Source organism: Streptomyces sp. NBC_01546 (assembly GCF_045208355.1).
GTDB lineage: Bacteria > Actinomycetota > Actinomycetes > Streptomycetales > Streptomycetaceae > Streptomyces.
Window position 1 is genome coordinate 749,178 of sequence record NZ_CP109379.1, and the last position, 16,910, is coordinate 766,087.

At 71.9% G+C, this 16,910-nt stretch carries 16 protein-coding genes and 3 pseudogenes; 8 read left to right on the plus strand and 11 right to left on the minus strand.

Annotated features, from left to right (window positions below):
• The first annotated feature begins 21 nt into the window (after nt 1-21).
• Together OHA89_RS03850 and OHA89_RS03855 are read left to right on the plus strand one after the other, a co-directional pair.
• Nucleotides 22-525 carry a hypothetical protein gene (locus OHA89_RS03850; protein ID WP_257552789.1) on the plus strand — a complete coding sequence of 168 codons (504 nt, stop codon included), beginning with the start codon at nt 22-24 and terminating at the stop codon, nt 523-525.
• 165 nt (nt 526-690) lie between these two features.
• Entirely contained in the window at nt 691-1,974 is a 1,284-nt protein-coding gene (locus tag OHA89_RS03855) for a hypothetical protein (RefSeq protein ID WP_406365232.1), read from the plus strand.
• A gap of 28 nt (nt 1,975-2,002) precedes the next feature.
• Here OHA89_RS03855 and OHA89_RS03860 read toward each other — a convergent pair whose 3' ends face one another.
• A complete protein-coding gene (locus OHA89_RS03860) occupies nt 2,003-2,962 on the minus strand; it encodes a LysR family transcriptional regulator (protein WP_266612863.1) in 960 nt (319 codons plus the stop codon).
• A 175-nt stretch (nt 2,963-3,137) separates the two neighbouring features.
• Between OHA89_RS03860 and OHA89_RS03865 the strand changes: the two genes are divergently transcribed.
• Nucleotides 3,138-6,623, plus strand: a complete 3,486-nt coding sequence (locus tag OHA89_RS03865; protein ID WP_406368379.1) for a M28 family peptidase — start codon at nt 3,138-3,140, stop codon at nt 6,621-6,623.
• Between the two features lie 63 nt (nt 6,624-6,686).
• On the opposite strand, the gene OHA89_RS03870 is transcribed toward OHA89_RS03865, so the two are convergent.
• From OHA89_RS03870 to OHA89_RS03880, 3 genes and pseudogenes are all read right to left on the minus strand, one after another.
• Complete coding sequence (locus tag OHA89_RS03870; protein WP_406365234.1) at nt 6,687-8,228, minus strand: aldehyde dehydrogenase family protein; 1,542 nt, start codon at nt 8,226-8,228, stop codon at nt 6,687-6,689.
• A 141-nt stretch (nt 8,229-8,369) separates the two neighbouring features.
• Nucleotides 8,370-8,674: pseudogene (locus OHA89_RS03875) on the minus strand (succinate--CoA ligase subunit alpha); the annotation flags it as partial.
• A pseudogene (locus OHA89_RS03880) lies at nt 8,669-9,076 on the minus strand (succinate--CoA ligase subunit beta); the annotation flags it as partial. The pseudogenes OHA89_RS03875 and OHA89_RS03880, both read right to left, overlap by 6 nt.
• On the opposite strand from OHA89_RS03880, the pseudogene OHA89_RS03885 reads away from it, so the two are divergent.
• Nucleotides 9,054-9,380, plus strand: a pseudogene (locus tag OHA89_RS03885) (formate dehydrogenase accessory sulfurtransferase FdhD); the annotation flags it as partial. The pseudogenes OHA89_RS03880 and OHA89_RS03885 sit on opposite strands and share 23 nt — an antisense overlap.
• 104 nt (nt 9,381-9,484) lie before the next feature.
• Here the strand turns inward: OHA89_RS03885 and OHA89_RS03890 are convergent.
• Together OHA89_RS03890 and cynR are read right to left on the minus strand one after the other, a co-directional pair.
• The gene (locus OHA89_RS03890) at nt 9,485-9,775 is read right to left on the minus strand and encodes a hypothetical protein (RefSeq protein ID WP_215140500.1); all 291 of its coding nucleotides are present in this window, start codon (nt 9,773-9,775) and stop codon (nt 9,485-9,487) included.
• Nucleotides 9,776-9,896: 121 nt separating this feature from the next.
• Nucleotides 9,897-10,808 carry a transcriptional regulator CynR gene (cynR, locus tag OHA89_RS03895; protein ID WP_406365237.1) on the minus strand — a complete coding sequence of 304 codons (912 nt, stop codon included), beginning with the start codon at nt 10,806-10,808 and terminating at the stop codon, nt 9,897-9,899.
• A 123-nt stretch (nt 10,809-10,931) separates the two neighbouring features.
• Here cynR and OHA89_RS03900 point away from each other — a divergent pair, with 123 nt between their 5' ends.
• Together OHA89_RS03900 and cynS are read left to right on the plus strand one after the other, a co-directional pair.
• Nucleotides 10,932-11,525: a carbonic anhydrase gene (locus OHA89_RS03900; RefSeq protein WP_406365239.1), complete on the plus strand. Its 594-nt coding sequence runs from the start codon at nt 10,932-10,934 to the stop codon at nt 11,523-11,525.
• A gap of 44 nt (nt 11,526-11,569) precedes the next feature.
• On the plus strand, nt 11,570-12,040 hold the full coding sequence (gene cynS, locus OHA89_RS03905) for a cyanase (RefSeq protein WP_266612869.1): 471 nt from the start codon (nt 11,570-11,572) through the stop codon (nt 12,038-12,040).
• Nucleotides 12,041-12,252: 212 nt separating this feature from the next.
• Here the strand turns inward: cynS and OHA89_RS03910 are convergent, their stop codons facing one another.
• The 4 genes from OHA89_RS03910 to OHA89_RS03925 form a co-directional block, all read right to left on the minus strand.
• Nucleotides 12,253-12,663: a rodlin gene (locus tag OHA89_RS03910; protein ID WP_266612871.1), complete on the minus strand. Its 411-nt coding sequence runs from the start codon at nt 12,661-12,663 to the stop codon at nt 12,253-12,255.
• A 176-nt stretch (nt 12,664-12,839) separates the two neighbouring features.
• Nucleotides 12,840-14,009 (minus strand): serine hydrolase, encoded by a 1,170-nt coding sequence (locus tag OHA89_RS03915; protein ID WP_266612873.1) that lies wholly within the window; start codon nt 14,007-14,009, stop codon nt 12,840-12,842.
• Between the two features lie 21 nt (nt 14,010-14,030).
• Nucleotides 14,031-14,210 carry a hypothetical protein gene (locus OHA89_RS03920; protein ID WP_215140506.1) on the minus strand — a complete coding sequence of 60 codons (180 nt, stop codon included), beginning with the start codon at nt 14,208-14,210 and terminating at the stop codon, nt 14,031-14,033.
• A 71-nt stretch (nt 14,211-14,281) separates the two neighbouring features.
• Nucleotides 14,282-14,698, minus strand: coding sequence for a YciI family protein (locus OHA89_RS03925; RefSeq protein WP_266612875.1), 417 nt, complete (start codon nt 14,696-14,698; stop codon nt 14,282-14,284).
• Between the two features lie 120 nt (nt 14,699-14,818).
• Between OHA89_RS03925 and OHA89_RS03930 the strand changes: the two genes are divergently transcribed.
• On the plus strand, nt 14,819-15,250 hold the full coding sequence (locus OHA89_RS03930; RefSeq protein ID WP_266612876.1) for a GNAT family N-acetyltransferase: 432 nt from the start codon (nt 14,819-14,821) through the stop codon (nt 15,248-15,250).
• Between the two features lie 135 nt (nt 15,251-15,385).
• Entirely contained in the window at nt 15,386-16,114 is a 729-nt protein-coding gene (locus OHA89_RS03935) for a hypothetical protein (RefSeq protein ID WP_406365243.1), read from the plus strand.
• Here OHA89_RS03935 and OHA89_RS03940 read toward each other — a convergent pair.
• Nucleotides 16,050-16,760 (minus strand): 1-acyl-sn-glycerol-3-phosphate acyltransferase, encoded by a 711-nt coding sequence (locus OHA89_RS03940; protein ID WP_215140510.1) that lies wholly within the window; start codon nt 16,758-16,760, stop codon nt 16,050-16,052. The two genes, OHA89_RS03935 and OHA89_RS03940, sit on opposite strands and share 65 nt — an antisense overlap.
• Nucleotides 16,761-16,910: the final 150 nt, after the last annotated feature.

Consider the following 16,910-nt stretch of genomic DNA (forward strand, 5'->3'; position numbering starts at 1 on the left):
GACGTGGCAAGGAGGAGCGACATGAGGCACATCCCCACGCTCACCGGACTCGCCGCACTGGCGATCGCGGCAACCGTCGTCGGCACGTCGGCGGCGATCGCCGCGGGACCCACGGTCGATCAGAAGGCCGACGGGGTCATCGTGGTCGCCGGCAGCACCTGTACCTGGACCAACGCGAGCACCAGCGCCGTCCCGCCGAACGCCCTCACCGTCGACCGCAACACGATCAACAAGCCCGGCGGCAATCTCACGTGCAACGGCGGCATTACCGCCACCCTCAACAACAACCCCGCCTTCACCTTCGACGACGCCGGCGCCGTGGCGAAGACGGACGCGATCGACATCACCGGCAAGCAGAGCTTCATCTCCTGCCGGTACAAGGCGACGAACCTCGAGTGGAACCGCGACGGGACCACCCGGAAGTACACCAACAAGCCCTTCACGGCCACCAAGACCTCGGGCAGCTTCCTCTGTCCGGGGTCGGTCACCACCGCGGCCGGGGACGCATCCATGCTGTTCCACTGAGCACCGGCCCGCCACGGGCCCGGCCTCGTCCGCGCTTGCGCCGGATGAGGCCGGGCCTCCCCGGACGGCCCGGTTCCCCCTCGGTGAAGTATCGTCAGCCCTGCTCCCGTGACCGGTGGGTGGAGGTTTGCACGGGCGCGATCCGAAGATCTACATTCTCACCGCATGACCATGTCACGCAGAACGATCATCAAGGGAATGGCCGCCGCGCCGTTCGTCACCGCGGCCGGCGCCGCGCTCGCCCCCGCCACCGCCGAGGCGGCCACCATCACCCCCGGCCAGTTCACGCTCGCCGAGCGGACGTCCAACGCCTCCGGTACGTTCGCCGACCACATCGCGGGCCTGGCGCGGGCCCTGCCCCGCGCGCAGATATCCGATGTGCTGGCCGTCGCCAACCGCGACGCCACCCGCCTCTCCTCGGCCCCCGCGGGCGTGGGCGGTTTCTCGCACGGGTTCACCTGGAACACCGGCGACCAGGACGCGGTCGAGTGGATTCCGCAAGGCATCACCACCAGCGCGGACGCGCTCGGCGCCGGTCTGTGGCCCGCGGGTGGCAAGCGGGTGGTCCTGGTCTCCTGGTACTTCGAGACCGACCCCGACGACAACGGCGTCGACGACTTCCTCATCGACAAGGGCATCCGGGTCAGCTTCGTCGACTACACCTCGGCCGCCGCCCCCGTCTACCGGCACGTGCTGCTGGTGGAGCCCGTCCGCGGGGCCGGCGGCACCTTCACCTACGAGCCGGTCCGCAAGCACGCCGGCGGCATCATGTGGTACGGCAACCGGCTGTACGTCGTGGACACGTACAAGGGCCTGCGGGTCTTCGACCTGGACAGCATCCTCGAGGTCAGCACCGGCCTCCCGGACGCCTGCGGGCTGCAGTCCGACGGCAGTTACCACGCCTACGACTACCGCTTCGTCCTTCCGCAGTGCGGCGCCTACGACAACACCGGCACGCTGCTGCGCTTCTCGGCGATCGGCCTCGACCGCGCCTCCAGCCCGGACAGCCTCACCGTGAGCGAGTACGCGACCAGCCTCACCAGTCCCGTGGTGGACTACTCGGGGACCGGGTGGAACGGCAACGGCACGAAGGTGGACCTGCCCAAGATCGTCCGCTGGCCGCTCGACTACACGACCCGCAAGCTCGCCGCCACCACGGCCACCGAGGCCGTCACGGTGAAGCAGGGCAAGATCCAGGGCGTGGTCTCACGCCAGAGCAAGCACTACCTGTCGCAGAGCAACGGCCCGTCCTCCAACGGCTATCTGAAGACGGTCACTTCGGGCACCGATGTGCCCTCCACCGTCGTCCGCCTGGGTGTCGGCTCCGAGGACCTGAGCTTCCACAGCGGCACCACCACCGACTGGGCCTACCGCGAGTCGGTGATCTGGAACCTCAGCGAGTACGCGGGCCGGCGCGACGTCTACGCCGTGTTCGCCGACGGCTCCTGACCGACAGTTCCCCCACGGGCCGCACCCGTCACTCCAGTGCCGGGTGCAGCTCCGGGTGTGCGTCCCACCAGTCCTTGTGGAAGGCGTGGTTGTCCACGTTGGCCAGATAGGCGCGGGCCGCGGCGCGGTAGAGCAGTTCCGCCTGACCGGCCGAGACCGCGGAGCGGTTCCAGGCCAGGCGGATCCGGCCGGTGACGGGCGCCCCGGCCAGGGGGCGCATGACGGTCCCCGGCACCTGCGGGGCCGTCGGCTGGCTGAGGGAGATCGCGCGCCCCGCCGCGATCAGGTCGTAGTGCATCTTGCGGTCGGTGATCCGGTAGCGCAGCGACGGGACGAACCCGGCCTTCGCGCAGGCGGCGACCAGCGCCTCGGGACCGCCGTCGTCGTCCTCCACCAGCGTCATCCACGACTCGCCGGCGAGGTCGGCGAGGTCGATGCGGTCCAGGCCAGCGAGGGGGTGTCCCGCCGACAGCCGGATGCAGAAGGGCTCCTTGGGGATCAGCGTCCGCGCCAGGGTCCCCGCCGGGAGCGGTACCTCGTGGTCGTTGACCTCCCCGTACACGATGGCGTCGTACCGCCCCGCGCCCAGCATCCGGGCCAGCGCGGTCACCGAGTCCTCCAGGTCCACGGTGATCTCCTGGCCGGACATGGACAGATCGGTCTCGGCCAGCAGACCGTCGAGCAGGACGAGCAGGATGCAGCCCAGGCGCAGCGGGGTGCCGGTGGCGAGTGCGCGGGCCTCCGCGCCGAGGGCGTCCATCTCGCTGAGCACGCGGCGCGCCTTCGCGAGGACGAACTGGCCGAGCGCCGTGGGCTCCACCCCGCTGCGGCCCCTCACGAACAGCTCGCCGCCAGTGACCCGCTCGATGCGGCGCAGCTGGGCGGAGAGTGCGGGCTGGGACACTCCGAGCCGCCGCGCGGCTCCCCCCAGACTGCCCGCCTCGGCGATCCGGCAGACGGCTTGCAGATGCCTCAACTCCAGCTGCATCCGGGCAGCGTACGCAGCCCGCCGCCACCGCACCATAACCCCGGCCTTATGCCTGCCGGGATGTCCCATTCCCGTCATGTCCACGCTCATACTCGGCCGCGAACGAGCACGCACTCCCCCCACCCACCCCCCACGATCGGAGTGGACGTTGCAGCCCACCAGATGGACGGCGGCCGTGGCAGCGATGGCGCTGGCCGCGAGCCTGGCCGGCACCGTGGCCGGGACGGCATCGGCAGCGCAGCAGGCGCAGCCCGCACCGTCCCCGCAGGACACCCCGGCCGCCCGCGCGGTCGCCGGCGCGGACCGGGCCGTCGACAGCGGTCTCGACTCCCTGGTCAACTCCTCGCAGGAGCAGTACGAACGACGCCTGGTCACCCCCTGGCTGAAGGACCTCTACTCCGTTGCGTACGAGCGCAGCTACCGGGGCCTGCCGGTCGTCGGCGGCGACGCGGTCGTGCTCGCCGACGGCGAGGGCAGGGTGCGGGCCCTGCAGTCCGCCTCCTCCGTACGGATCGAGGTGGCGACCGCGCCGACGGTCAGCGCCAAGGACGCCGAGTCCGCGTCGCGGGCGAAGCTGGCCTCGGTCGACAAGGTCGACAGCAGCCGCCTGGTCGTGCGGCTCAAGGACGACAAGCCCGTCCTGGCCTGGGAGACCGTCCTCTCCGGCCGTACCAGGACGGCGCCGAGCAAGCTGCACGTCTTCGTGGACGCGCGCACCGGCGCCTTCGTGGACAGCTACGACGACGTGGTCGCGGGCAGCGGAAACAGCAAGTGGAACGGGCCCGGCCCGATCACGATCGACACCACCAACTCCGGCTCCACCTACACCCTGCGCGACCCGAACCGTACCGGCCTGAGCTGCGCGGACTACAGCACCGGCACGGTCTTCACGAAGTCCTCCGACTCCTGGGGCACAGGCAACCCCACGAGCAAGGAGACCGGCTGCGTCGACCTGATGTTCGCCGCGCAGAAGCAGTGGGACATGCTCGGCCAGTGGCTGGGCCGCAACGGCGTCAGCGGCAACGGGCGCTCCTTCCCCGCCAAGGTCGGGCTGAACGACCTCAACGCCTACTGGGACGGCAGCTCGGTCACCATCGGGCACAACAGCGCGAACGAGTGGATCGCCGGCGTGGACGTGGTGGCCCACGAGTACGGGCACGCCATCGACTCCAACACCCCGGGCGGGACCGGCGGTCAGGAGTCCGGACTCGGTGAGGCCACCGGCGACATCTTCGGCGCGCTGACCGAGGCGTACATCAACCAGCCGGCCCCGTACGACACCCCGGACTACACGGTCGGCGAGGTCATCAACCTCCAGGGCCGGGGACCGATCCGGAACATGTACAACCCGCCGGCCGTCAACAACGACCCGGCCTGTTACAGCTCCGCGATACCCGGCACCGAGGTGCACGCGGCCGCGGGTCCCCTGAACCACTGGTTCTACCTGCTGGCCGAGGGCACCAACCCGGGCGGCGGCAAGCCCGGCAGCAGCACCTGCAACCAGTCCACGCTGACCGGTGTGGGCGTCCAGAACGCCGGCAAGATCTTCTACGGCGGCATGCTGCTCAAGACCAGCAGCATGTCCTACAAGAAGTACCGCACGGCGACCCTGAGTTCGGCGAAGTCCCTCGACACCACCTGCAACCTCTTCGACAAGACCAAGGCGGCCTGGGACGCCATCAGCGTGCCCGCCCAGGCCGGTGACCCGACCTGTACCCCGAGCGGTCAGAACAACGACTTCTCGCTGGCGCTGAACCCGTCCTCGGGCACCGTCCAGCAGGGCGCCTCGGTCACGACCACGGTGGCCACCAGCGTCACCACCGGCGTCGCCCAGTCGGTGACCCTCACCGCGAGCGGACTGCCCGCCGGGGTGAGCGCCGCCTTCAGCCCGGCCACGGTCCAGTCCGGCCAGTCCTCGGTGCTGACCCTGACCGCCACCGCCAACGCGGCGCCCGGCTCGTCCACGGTCGTCGTCAAGGGGCAGGGCACCGCCCTCTCCCACACCGTCGACTACACGCTCAACGTCGGCGGGACCCAGCCCGGCAACGACCCGCCCAACATCAGCGTCGCCAACGTCCAGGCGCACCTGACGCAGTTGAACACCATCGCCTCTCAGAACGGCGGCAACCGCCGTGCGGGCAGTGCTGGTTACACCCAGTCGCTGGCGTACCTGAAGGGCAAGCTGACGGCCGCCGGGTACACCGTCACCGAGCAGAACTGCTCCTCCTGCACCTACCCGTCGAACAACCTGATCGCCGACTGGCCGGGCGGCCCCGCCGACCAGACCGTCATGTTCGGCGCCCACCTCGACAGCGTCTCGGCAGGCCCCGGCATCAACGACAACGGCTCGGGCTCCGCGACCCTGCTGGAGAACGCCCTCGTCCTCGCCCAGCAGAACCCCACCATGACCAAGCACGTCCGGTTCGCCTGGTGGACCGACGAGGAGCAGGGCCTCAACGGCTCCGAGTTCTACGTCAACCAGCTGACCAGCGCCCCGCGTTCGGCCATCAAGGGCTACTACAACTTCGACATGGTCGGCTCCACCAACGGCGGCTACTTCATCAACAACCTCAACTCCACCACCGCGACCCCGCTCAAGGCGTACTGGACCTCGCTGAACCTCGCGCCCGAGGAGAACACCGAGGGCCAGGGCCGCAGCGACGACTACTCCTTCCAGCAGGCGGGCATCCCCACCTCCGGTTACGCTGCCGGCGCCAGCGCCCGCAAGACCTCGGCGCAGGCCGCCAAGTGGGGCGGAACCGCGAACGCCGCCTACGACCCCTGCTACCACAGCTCCTGCGACACCACGAACAACATCAACGCCACGGTGCTGGACCGCAGCGCCGACGGCGTCGCCTACGCCGTCTGGAAGCAGGCCGTCGGCGGTGGGACGCCCGCACAGGACTTCTCCCTCGCCACCAGCCCGTCCGCGGGCACCGCGGCTCCCGGCGGCTCCACCTCCGCCACCGTCAACACCCAGACCGTCAGCGGCGCCGCCCAGACGGTGGCCCTGTCCGTCTCCGGCGCACCGGCCGGGGTCAGCGCCACCCTCAGCCCCACCTCCGTCCAGTCCGGCAGCTCCTCGGCCCTCTCCGTGCAGGTCGGCGCGAGCACCACGCCGGGCACCTACACCCTGACGGTCACGGGCTCCGGCACCGTCAGCCACAGCACCACCTACACGCTGACCGTCAGCGGTGGCGGCGGCACCTGCACCCCGCGCCAGCTCGTGGCCAACGGCGGCTTCGAGAACGGCACCAGCCCCTGGTCCGCGACCGCGGGCGTCATCACCAACCAGTCCGGCCAGGCCGCGCACTCCGGCAGCTACATGGCCTGGCTCAACGGATGGGGTTCGTCCCACACGGACAGCGCCTCGCAGCCCCTGACCATCCCCTCGGGCTGCACCTCGTACCGGCTCTCCTTCTTCCTCCACATCGACACGGAGGAGAACGAGAACGTGGTCTACGACCGGTTCACCGTCTCGGTGGGCGGCCAGACCCTGGAGACCCTGTCCAACCTGGACGCCAACTCCGGCTACACGCAGAGGACGTACGACCTGTCGCGGTTCGCCGGGCAGACCGTCACCCTGAGGTTCGACGGCACGGAGGACCAGTCCCTCCAGACCTCCTACGTCGTGGACGACGTCACCGTCCAGGTGAGCTGAGACTCCCCTGACTCCTGAGGTCCGGGCTCCTCCCCCCGCTCGGGGGAGGAGCCCGCCGCCGTGCTACGGCATGAGCTGGTACTCGGGGAAGTTGCCCGGCAGCCGTTCGCCGGGCGGGCCGTCGGTGACCGCGTGGACGAGCAGTTCCCCGCCGACGAACGCGCCGCGCCAGGAGCCGCCGAAGCCCCCGAAGAGCTCCTCGCGGTCGCCGCGCGAACGGGGTGTGCCGTGCCCGAGCTTGAAGGCCCGGATCTGCGGGGCGAGCCGGGCGAAGGTGGCCGGGTCGTCGGTGGACAGCGTGGCGACGAGCGCCCCGCCCGAGGCGTTCATGGCGGCGAGCAGTTCCGCCTCGGTGTCGACCAGGACGATCGTGTCGACGGGGCCGAAGGGCTCCGCGTGGTAGAGCGGGGAGGACGCCGGCGGGCTGAGCAGCGTCAGCGGGGCCACGTACGCGGAGGTGTCCTGCCCGGCCAGGAAGCGGGCCGGGTCGAGCGTGCCGCGGAAGAGCGGTACGGCGCCGCGCTCGACGGCCTCGGCGGCGTGGTCGGTGAGCTCCTTGGCCTTGGCCGCGTTGATGAGCGGTCCGAAGTCCAGTTCGGGCAGCGGGTCTTCGGGGCGGGCGACGGCCAGGGGGTGGCCCGTACGGATGGACGCGACGGCCGGGAGGTAGGCGGCGAGGAAGGCGTCGAAGGCGGTGCGCTGGACGACGAAGCGGGGGTAGGCGGTACAGCGCTGCTTGCCGTAGTCGAAGAGCTTGGGGATGACGGCGGTCAGGGCGGCCCAGTCGGTGTGCTCCCAGACGCCCCAGGTGTTGAGGCCCTCCTGTTCGAGGATGTGGCGCTTGCCGAGGTCGGTGACGGCGGTGGCGATCCGCGCGCCGGTGTCGCGGCCGCCGACGAAGGAGACGCAGCCGATCTCCGGGGAGCGGACGAGGGCCTCGGACAGTTCGGCCCCGCTCCCGCTGACGAGGGTGACCGGGATGCCCTCGCGCCGGATGAGCGCGCAGGCGAGGGTGAGGCAGGCGAGTCCGCCGTCGGTGGGGGTCTTGGCGATCACCGCGTTTCCCGCGAGGGCCTGTACGAGCATGGCGTGCACCAGCACGGACATGGGGTAGTTCCAGCTGGCGATGTTCGAGACGGGCCCGGCGAGCGGGGTCCGGCCCTCGGCCATGGTCTCGATGTGCTCCACGTACCAGCGGACGCCGTCCACCGCGCGGTCCACATCGGCCTGGGCGAGCCGCCAGGGCTTGCCGATCTCCCAGACGAGCAGGAGCGAGAGCAGTTCGCGGTGCTCGGTGAGGGCGTCGAGGGCGGCGCCGACCCGGGCACGGCGTTCCGGCAGCGGGACGTGGCGCCAGGCGCGGTGCTGGTCGAGGCTCGCCCGTACGGCCTGCCCGGCGGCCCGGGAGTCCAGGCGCGGCGGCCCCGCGACGGGGCTGCCGTCGACGGGGCTGGTCGCGGGCAGGCTGCGGCCGTCGGCCTGCCAGGAGCCGCCCCAGAGGTTGAGGACGTGGTCGTCGCGGAAGGCCTCGGGGGCGGCGGCCAGAGCCCGCCGCCAGGCGTCGGACCAGGCCGTGCCGGGCTTGAGGGTGAGGGTGGGTACCATCTGTGGTTTCTCCGCTCAGGGTGTGTGGGCGGGGCAGGGAGGTGGCTCGCGTACGGTCGCCTTCGCACGGGGCGGCCGTACGCCGAGGCTACGGCGACGGGTGGTCCGACCGTAGGTACGGCGTTTGCCGAATGGCCGGTTTCACGTCCGCGCGGCGAGTCGTGCCAGGACGAGGCGGGCGGTCTCGGAGGGGGTGGAGCCGACGGCGACCCCGCGGCTTCCAGGGCGGCCTGCTTGGCCTCGGCCGTACCGGTGGAACCGGAGACGATCGCGCCGGCGTGGCCCATCGTCCTGCCCTCGGGGGCGGTGAAGCCGGCGATGTATCCGACGACGGGTTTGGTGACGTGCGCCGAGATGTGGGCGGCGGCGCGCTCTTCGGCGTCTCCGCCGATCTCCCCTATGAGGACGATGAGTTCGGTGTCGGGATCCGCCTCGATGGCGATGAGGTCGATCAGGGGATGATCGCAGCGGAAGAGGATCTCGCGGCCCTCCGCCGCATTGTTGCCGTCCAGGCGGACGACCAGGGGCTTCGTCAGGCGGACGGAGTCCAGGGCATGGACGATGCCCTCGGCGACCGCGTCGCACGCGGTGATTCCGCCGAACACGTTGACGTGGACGGAGCGGACCGACGGGTCGGCGAGGATGACGGAGAGGCCGCCGGCCATCACCCGGGCAGAGGCGCCGCCGCCGATGTCGAGGAAGTTGGCGGGGCGGGCTCCGCAGCCTGCGACCACGTCGAGGGTGGACATGACCAGGCCGGCCCCGTTGCCGATGATGCCGACTTCCCCGTCCAGCTTGACGTAGTTCAGGCCCTTGGCGCGGGCCACCGTCTCGATCGGGTCGCGGTGCGGGAAGGCGAGCCTGGACGCGGTCCGTACGGCCTCCCGGTTCGCGCTCACGGACAGCCCGCCGGTGCGGATCACGCCCGCTGTGCTGGCCGGCCTCCCCGACCGGCTGCGGTCGGCGCAGCGGGTCTTCGACCGCACCGGCGGGCTCCATGCCGCCGCGCTGTTCTCCCCCGCCGGGGAGTTGGTCGACGTGCGGGAGGACGTGGGCCGGCACAACGCCGTGGACAAGATCGTCGGCCGGGCGCTGCGGGACGCCCGTCTGCCTGCGCGGCGATTCCCTGAACGTGTACGCGGGTGGGCAGCGCCTCGCCCCGGCGGCCTCGGCCGTCGCGGGGTGAGGCGGCCCGCCGCCCGCGGCACGGCGGCAGGGCCCGGACCGGCGGGGAGCGCCCCCTGCGCTGGCGGGCCCTACTGCCGCCGGCCCTTCGTTCCCTTCCCGCCCTCGGGGGCGATCAGGGCCGTCATGCCGGGGTCCAGCTCCGAGCCGTCCACGAGCACGGCCTCGACCGTGCGGCTGACCGGGTCGATGTCGGCCTCCATTCCCTCCCCGACGTAGCGGGGGTAGCCGGAGGCGCCCGTCCTGCCGGTCGCCTCGACCACGGCCGATCGCAGGGGGTGGTCTGCTTGGGGGGCGCCGCTCCGGTTCTTGACGTGCTCGGCTACCAACAGGATCTCGAAGCGCTGCGGCTCGGTGGTCATGTCCCGACGCTAGACACCGGCCCTCCGGGCATGCAAGAACCGTGGCCTCTGCGAGGAGCACGCCGGGCAAATGTCACGAGGTCGGCTCTGTGACCGGCACGAGAAGGACAGTCGGCTGACGCTACGCCGGAGGGTAGCCGCGGGCGTGCACCAGGCGCCGGGTGAGTCCGGCGAAGGCGCGGGCCGCCGCGCTCTCGTAGGCGCTCTCCCGGCGCAGCAGGGTGACCGTGCGCGGAGGCAGGACGGGCTCGAGCGGGACGGGGCGCAGGTACGGATGGTCGTGGGTGACGGCCTCGGGCAGGACGGTGGCCAGCGAAGTGCGCCGGACGATCTCGGTGAGGGCCTGGACGGAGTTCGCCTCCACGGCGACGTGCGGCCGCACCCCGTGGGCGGCGAGGTAGGCGTCGACGTGACCGCGCGTGGCGAAGTCCCCGCTGAGCAGGGCCAGTCGGCGCTCCGCCAGGTCTCGTACGGGGAGTGCCGCACCGGCGGGCGGGCTGCCCGCGCCGGTGCCGGCGGCCGTGACCAGGCCGAGGGTCTCCGTGAACAGCGGGGTCGCGGCGATGCCCGGCGGGTGCGGCCCGTGGAAGGCGAGGCCGAGGTCGTGTTCGTCGGCGAGCAGACCGGCTTCGATGCGGTCCTGGGGCATCTCGCGGACCTCGAGGGTGATGCCGGGGTGTGTGGCGTGGAGTTCCGCGGTGAGCGGGCCCACGAGGTACGCGCTGAAGGTGGGGGTCAGCGCGAGGCGCAGATGGCCCCGGGAGAGGTCGGCCAGGTCCGTGACGGCCCGCTCGGCGGCCGCCAGGTCCCGTAGCGCGCCGCGCGCGTAGTGCACGTACGTGGCGCCCGCGTCGGTGAGCCGTACGGCGCGGCCGGTACGGTCCAACAGCTGGACTCCCACGGTGCGTTCGAGTTGCCTGACCTGCTGGGACAGGGTGGGCTGGGAGATCCGCAGCTCCTCGGCGGCGCGGGTGAAGCTGCCGTGTTCGGCGACGGCGATCAGGTAGCGCAGATGACGCAGTTCCAAGGCCATGCGCCAACTATAGATGGCATCGATAGAGGACATGGATATTGCGTCTTGGACACAATAGATGCAGCTCATGCATGGTGGAACACGTCAAGCCCCACGGGGCGCATCCCACCCGAGGGAGTGACCATGCACGATCTTTCCGATGGCGTCGCACACTTCCAGCACGAGGTGTTTCCGGCGAAGGCACGCCTCTTCGCGGACCTGGCCGAGGCACACCGCCCGGCGACCTTGTTCATCGGCTGCTCCGACGCCCGCGTGGTGCCCGAGCTCATCACCCAGAGCGAGCCGGGCGAGCTGTTCGTCATCCGCACCGCCGGGAATCTGGTCCCGGCGTACGCGCCCGGCCCGGACGGGGTGACGGCGAGCATCGAGTACGCCGTGGCGGTCCTCGGTGTCAGCGGCGTCGTCGTGTGCGGGCACTCCGCCTGCGGCGCGATGACCGCCCTGGCCGATGGCACGGACCTGAGTGCCGCGTCCTCGGTCGCGGGCTGGCTGCGGCACGCGGACGCCTCGCTCGCCCGGACGGCGGGCACCGGACCCGGCCGGGTGGCCGCACTGGTCCGCGAGAACGTGCGCGCCCAGCTGGCGAACCTCGCCACCCATCCCTCGGTCGCCCGCGCCACGGCCGCCGGGAGGCTCAGCCTTCGGGGCTGGGTCTACGACATCCCCACCGGCGGGGTCGCCGACGTCACCGGCCCCACGGCCGCCGTGGCCGTCTGAGCCCCCTCGCCCCACCCTTCAACCCGTTCCGGAAGGACGCCCCCATGCCGCACGCCCAGTTCGACCCCACCGCCCGCCAGACCCTCGCCGTCGCCGCCGTCGAGGCGAAGACCCGCAAGGACCTGTCCTGGCAGCAGCTCGCCGACTCCACCGGCCTGTCGGTCGCCTTCGTCACCGCCGCGCTGCTCGGCCAGCACCCGCTGCCCGAGGACGCGGCGAGGTCCGTCGCCGAGCTGCTCGGCCTGGACGAGGAGGCGGTCCTGCTCCTGCAGACCATCCCGACCCGCGGCTCGGTCCCCGGCACCGTCCCGACGGACCCGACGATCTACCGCTTCCACGAGATGCTCCAGGTGTACGGGACCACTCTGAAGGCCCTGGTCCACGAGCAGTTCGGGGACGGCATCATCAGCGCGATCAACTTCAGGCTGGACGTCCGCAAGGTCGCCGACCCCGAGGGCGGGGAGCGCGCCGTCATCACCCTGGACGGCAAGTACCTGCCGACGAAGCCCTTCTGATTGGGCGGGCCGGGTAGGAGCCCCTCACGTCAGAGAGCCTCTCGCCCGGCTGGCGAGAGGCTCTGTGACGTGAGGACCGGTGCCCGTACCGGCGGCCTCGGGGCCGCCGCACGCCTGCGGAACAGTCGGATCCGCAGATCCGGTGGAGCAAGCCGGGGCCCCGTGGGCACTCGCGCGGGCGTCCGAGGCCCCGGCTCGAAAAGGGAACTGCGTCAGCTGCCGGCCGAGAGGTTGCCGGACAGGACCGGGATGTTGCTGAGGATGTGCGAAAGCGGCTCGTCACCCTTGGCCTGGGTGGAGTTCTCGGTGCACTGCTGGTTCTGCGGGTTCGACAGGACGTTGATGTCCTGGACACCGATGTTCAGCGCGGCAAGGATCGACTGGGCGTTGACCTTGGCCGGAAGACCGATGCAGGGCTTGTTCAGCGTGCCCTGGACCAGGCCGAGCTGCGGGCTCTGGTCACCGTGGGTCTTCTGGTTGCCGTAGATCTGCTGGGCACCGTTGCCGTTGACGGTGTTGATCCCATTGTCGTTGCCGATGGCCATGGCCGGGGCGGCCAGAGCGGCGCCCGCACCGACGATGGACGCGGTGGCAGCGGCGGTGGCCATAATCTTCTTGATCATTATTGGTCCTTCTGTTGCACGAGTGCACGGTGGTGAGCGCCTTGATCAACGGCCGACCTCACCACGAGTTGCGCGAGTTCACCCGATCAGCCCCCGGAACGGGCCCGTACAGGCAGTTTGCGCAGGGTGTCCGTGCGGTATGTCACGGAATCGGCAAGGGCGTTGGATCGCCGTGCCTAACGCGTGGCGGCGTAGGTCCAGAACTCGCGCATCAGCTCGGGCGAGGTGGGGCTGACCATCTCCCGCTGGGTGAGGAGGACGGTGACCGTCCCGGTGGCCGGGACCACGTGGGCGGCGGTGCCGGTGCCGCCGATCCAGCCGTAGCGGCCCGGCACGTTCCACGGGTCGAGGCGGGCCACGTCCACGGAGCCGCCGAACCCCCAGCCCTGACCCTCCAGGAAGAGGGCGCCGCCCTCGCGCTGCTCCGCCGTGAGGTGGTCGGTGGTCATCTGCCGTACGGAATCGGCCGAGAGCAAACGCCCGCCCTCGTACGCGCCCTCCGCGAGCAGCATCCGGCCGAAGGCGAGCCAGTCGTCGGCGGTGGAGACCAGCCCGCCCGTCCCGGAGGGGAACGCGGGCAGGGTGCTCCACTGGCCGTCGGGGGCGTCGGCCAGCTCCAGCGCTCCTCTTTCGCCGGCGCCGGCGCCGCCCGGTGCGGGCCGGTAGTAGGAGGTGAACCGGTCGAGCTGTCCGTCCGGTACGGCGAAGCCCGTGTCCCGCATGCCGAGCGGCTCGAAGACGCGCTCGGCGAGGAGGTCCGGGAGGGACAAGCCGCTCGCGCGGGCCAGGAGGACCCCGAGGATGTCGGAGCAGGTGTTGTAGAGCCACGCCCGGCCCGGCTGGTGGAGGAGCGGGATGCGGGCGAGGGCCGCCATCCACTCGTCCGGGGCCGCGATCTCCTGGGGCTTCGGCGGACCCTGCCCCAGTTCGCTGAAGAGCAGCCCGACCGCGGGCAGCGAGAAGTCCGAGGGGAAGCCGTAGCCCGCCCGGAAGGTGAGGAGGTCCTCGACGGTGATCGGGCGCTCGGCGGGGACCACGTCGTCGACGGGTGAGGACGGCGTACGGACGACCACGGGCGCCGCGAGTTCCGGCAGCCAGCGTGCCACCGGGGACTCGAGGGCGAGCAGGCCGTCCTCGATCAGCGTCATCGTGGCCGCGGCGGTCACCGGCTTGGTGAGCGAGGCGATGCGGAAGAGGGAGTCGCGTGCCATCGGGGCGGTGGCGGCGGTGTCGAGCGAGCCCACGGCCGCCACCTCGACGTCCTCGCCGCGGGCGACCAGCCCCACCGCGCCGGGCAGCGAGCCCTCACCGACACGGGCCTCCAGGAGACTGCGCAGGCTGCTCATGGTCCACCTTCTCGTCCGTGGCTACGCGGCGGGGACGACCGAGGCTCGTATCGCCGCGGCCCACTCCGCGAGCAGCATGGCGTGCCGCACGCGCTCGGCGTCGGACAGGCGGCCTTCGGCGCGGGCGAAGAGGCCGCGGATGTCGGAGTTGATCTCGGCGAGGGGACGCTCGGGGGCCAGGTCGTCAGGGGTCGGGCTCACATGATCAAGAGTAGGCGGTGCCACTGACAACGGTGACCGCCGTCCGGCATGCGGACGTCAGGCGTCCGCGTTCAGCTCCCGGTCTCCGGGGCGCCTCCGACGGGGTGCACCACGACGGGATAGTTCGGGGCGCCCTCGGGGAGCGGGCAGGCGTAGGCGCGCGCGGCGATCTCGGCGGCCCGGGCGAAATCGGCGACGTCGACGATCCAGTATCCGGCGATGACCGCGCTGGTCTCGCCGTACGGCACGTCGGACACGTTCGGCGTGCCGTCGGCTCCGGCGGTCACCAGACGGGCCTGGCGGGGTTCGGCGAGCCCCTGGGCGTCGACCCACTCGCCCGCCGCGGCCAGCTCGCTGTTCAGCGCTCCCATGTGGTCGAACATCGCCTTGAGGTCGGCCGCCGACCAGGCCGGGCTGTCGCCGCTCGCCTTGCCCGCCATGGCTTCGTAGTCGGCCTGCTTGCCCAGGACCATCAGCATGTACTTCATGGGATGCCACTCCTTCCGCCCGCCGGCAGCGGTCACTCCCATTCCGACACACCGGCGGTGACGGCGCGAGACGGCGCTCCCGAAGGAGGCCCGGTTCCCGGTCCGGCTTAGGCTGGCCCCATGAAGATCATCGACCTTGAGCCCGGCGACTCGCGACTGACCGGGGACCTGCTCCCCGTGCTCCTCGAACTCCGCCCCCATCTGACCGAGGACGTGTTCCGCTCGATCCTCGCGGAGGGGCACGGCCAGGGGCTGCGCTTCACCGCCGCCTACGACGAGGACGGCGTGTGTGTCGGCGCGGCCGGCTGGCGGATCGTCGCGAACACCTACCAGGTCCGCAAGCTCTACGTCGACGACCTGGTCACCACGGCCGCCGCCCGCTCGACCGGCGTGGGCCACGCACTCCTCGCGCACCTCGAGCAGCACGCCAGGGCAGCCGCGTGCACCGCGCTCACCCTGGACTCCGGCACCCAGCGGGCCGACGCGCACCGTTTCTACTTCCGCGAGCGGATGGCCGTGACGGCCTTCAACTTCGAGAAGCCCCTCGTCTGAACGTTCCGGACGGGCGCGCCGGGCGACCTGCGCCGTGACCGAACCGTCGCCGCCCCGATGCCTGCCCGGCCTCGTCGCGGCGGGCGCGTGCTTGTTAGGTTCCTCCCTCAGCTGACCCGGAGGAGAACCGATCCCATGCCCGCATCCGCCGAACGCCGCCGGGCCCTCACCGCCGCGGCCGCGGCCGCCGTGCTGCTGGCGAGCCTGACCAGCCTGACCGGATGCGGGGACAAGGACGGCAAGACCCCGGCGTCCGCGTCCCTCTCCGGGTCCGCTGCGGCTTCGGCGTCCGCGTCGGCCACGGCCGCCGGGTCCGCCTCGCCTTCCGTCTCCGCCTCACCGCCGGTCTTGGCGTCCCCGTCCGCGTCCGCACCGCCGGCCCCGGCCACGACGCGCGCCACGCCTCCGCCGGTGGCCCCGACCCGGCTGCGGGCGGCGGTCGACACCCGGGGCGGCGGGCTCGCCCTCGTACGCGGCGGCCCCGCCCAGGAGTTCACCGTCACCCTGCGGAACGGGAACTCCGCGGAGTACCGGCATCTGCTGGTCGCCTTCCAGATGGAGATCCTCGTCGGCGAACCGGGTGACCAGCCCGGCAGCGGACCGGGCTTCCTGCTGGAGCGGTTCGACGCGACCTCGGGCACCTGGCGTGCGGCTGCTCTGCGCGTCGCCAACGACCACATGCCGGAGTCGATGTTCACCGGCGGCGGTCCGCTCGTCCGCGAGGGTGTGCGCGTGGAGCGCTACCGGCTGCGGGCCACGGCGGGCGGGCCTACGGGCAGCAGCCCCCTGATGGTGTCCTTCATCGACACGGACGCCGACGGGGAGGCCGCGGCCCACGTGGTCCTGGCGCACACCACTCGCTGACGGGCTCGCCGAGGGAGAGCGCCGCGGTGCGCCAGGCGGCGGTGACCGCCCGGCGGGCCTGCTCCGTCGCCTCGGGGACCCGGTCGGTCAGCTGCAGCGACGAGCCGATGTGCACGTGGAGGCCGGGCCTGCGCAGCGGGGCGGTCAGGGCTCCGGCGAGCTGCTTGGCACGGCCGCCGGAACTCAGCCGGCGTGCGCCGGCCTGGCCCACGGGCACGACCGGGGCTCCCGTCGCGGCGGCCAGCCGGGCCAGGCCGCTGCGGAAGGGGCCCGGCGCGGACTCCCCCGCGTCGCGGCGGCCGGGCAGCCCGCCTTCCCCGTAGAGGAGCACGCTGCGACCCGCGGCGAGCGCGGCGGCCGCGGCGTCGAGGGAGTCGGCGGCGCGGTGCGTGCCGCGGTGGACGGCAATGTGCCCTTCACGCCTCAGCGCGGTCCCGAGCAGCGGCACTCGCCACAGGCCGCCGGTGGCCAGGATGACCGGCTCGATCCCGTATCGGCGCAGGGCGGCGACCACGACCGCCGGGTCGGCGAGGGAGGTGTGATTGGCGACGAGGATGCTGCCCTCGGCGGGCCGCGTCCCGGGGTCGGCGGTGACCGTCAGCGTCCCGAAGGCGGGAACGACGGCGGCGGCGATTCGGCTGAGCATGGACAACCCCGTTCGGGCGGCGCGGTGGTGGTGGTGTCGTTCATGGTCGACCGCTCGCGCGGCACGGTCATGAGTAGCCGTACTCAGCACGCCTAGGCGACGCGACACCCGCACGCCTGCTCAAGCCCACACAGGTTTATTGCGATGCGA

Bases quoted from the DNA above. Each gene is read 5' to 3' on its own strand.
- OHA89_RS03850 (WP_257552789.1), top strand. From the start codon at position 22: ATGAGGCACATCCCCACGCTCACCGGACTCGCCGCACTGGCGATCGCG.
- OHA89_RS03855 (WP_406365232.1), top strand. From the start codon at position 691: ATGACCATGTCACGCAGAACGATCATCAAGGGAATGGCCGCCGCGCCG.
- OHA89_RS03860 (WP_266612863.1), bottom strand. From the start codon at position 2,962: ATGCAGCTGGAGTTGAGGCATCTGCAAGCCGTCTGCCGGATCGCCGAG.
- OHA89_RS03870 (WP_406365234.1), bottom strand. From the start codon at position 8,228: ATGGTACCCACCCTCACCCTCAAGCCCGGCACGGCCTGGTCCGACGCC.
- OHA89_RS03890 (WP_215140500.1), bottom strand. From the start codon at position 9,775: ATGACCACCGAGCCGCAGCGCTTCGAGATCCTGTTGGTAGCCGAGCAC.
- cynR (WP_406365237.1), bottom strand. From the start codon at position 10,808: ATGGCCTTGGAACTGCGTCATCTGCGCTACCTGATCGCCGTCGCCGAA.
- OHA89_RS03900 (WP_406365239.1), top strand. From the start codon at position 10,932: ATGCACGATCTTTCCGATGGCGTCGCACACTTCCAGCACGAGGTGTTT.
- cynS (WP_266612869.1), top strand. From the start codon at position 11,570: ATGCCGCACGCCCAGTTCGACCCCACCGCCCGCCAGACCCTCGCCGTC.
- OHA89_RS03910 (WP_266612871.1), bottom strand. From the start codon at position 12,663: ATGATCAAGAAGATTATGGCCACCGCCGCTGCCACCGCGTCCATCGTC.
- OHA89_RS03915 (WP_266612873.1), bottom strand. From the start codon at position 14,009: ATGAGCAGCCTGCGCAGTCTCCTGGAGGCCCGTGTCGGTGAGGGCTCG.
- OHA89_RS03925 (WP_266612875.1), bottom strand. From the start codon at position 14,698: ATGAAGTACATGCTGATGGTCCTGGGCAAGCAGGCCGACTACGAAGCC.
- OHA89_RS03930 (WP_266612876.1), top strand. From the start codon at position 14,819: ATGAAGATCATCGACCTTGAGCCCGGCGACTCGCGACTGACCGGGGAC.
- OHA89_RS03935 (WP_406365243.1), top strand. From the start codon at position 15,386: ATGCCCGCATCCGCCGAACGCCGCCGGGCCCTCACCGCCGCGGCCGCG.
- OHA89_RS03940 (WP_215140510.1), bottom strand. From the start codon at position 16,760: ATGCTCAGCCGAATCGCCGCCGCCGTCGTTCCCGCCTTCGGGACGCTG.